The following is a 388-nucleotide window of genomic DNA, read 5'->3' on the forward strand; positions in this document are numbered from 1 at the left end:
CGGTCAAATGTGCCATGGTTTTTCTGACCCCGCTAAATTCATTAAAGCGGCGGTGCATGGTCGTCGTACTGGATGTTCGTTCAAGCTTGCCTATGTTCCGCCAAAAGGGGCATGCATGTCGGAGTTGGAAACCTTCAGCGCAATTGCTTGGGCGCTTGGGGATGGACGTAAACCTAAGTTACATGTGGTGATTGAAGAGTTAGCCAGCTGTGCGGAGACCTCTGGAAAGTTGGAAGGGAAAACGGGTGAGCTTTTGCGTGGTGGGCGTCAGTTTGGTCATGTTGTTCACACCATCTTTCAGCGTGGTCAGGAAGTGCCAAAAACCGTAACCAACCAATCCAGCGTTTGGTGGTTGGGCGCGGTGAACTCGGGTGTGGATGCCGATTGG

General features: G+C 52.3%; 1 pseudogene. It reads left to right on the top strand.

Annotated features, from left to right (window positions below):
* Nucleotides 1–388 (top strand): annotated as a pseudogene (locus tag AACR11_RS01070) (hypothetical protein); the annotation flags it as partial.

The sequence above is a fragment of the Vibrio sp. L85 genome (assembly GCF_963871815.1).
Taxonomy (GTDB): domain Bacteria; phylum Pseudomonadota; class Gammaproteobacteria; order Enterobacterales; family Vibrionaceae; genus Vibrio; species Vibrio harveyi.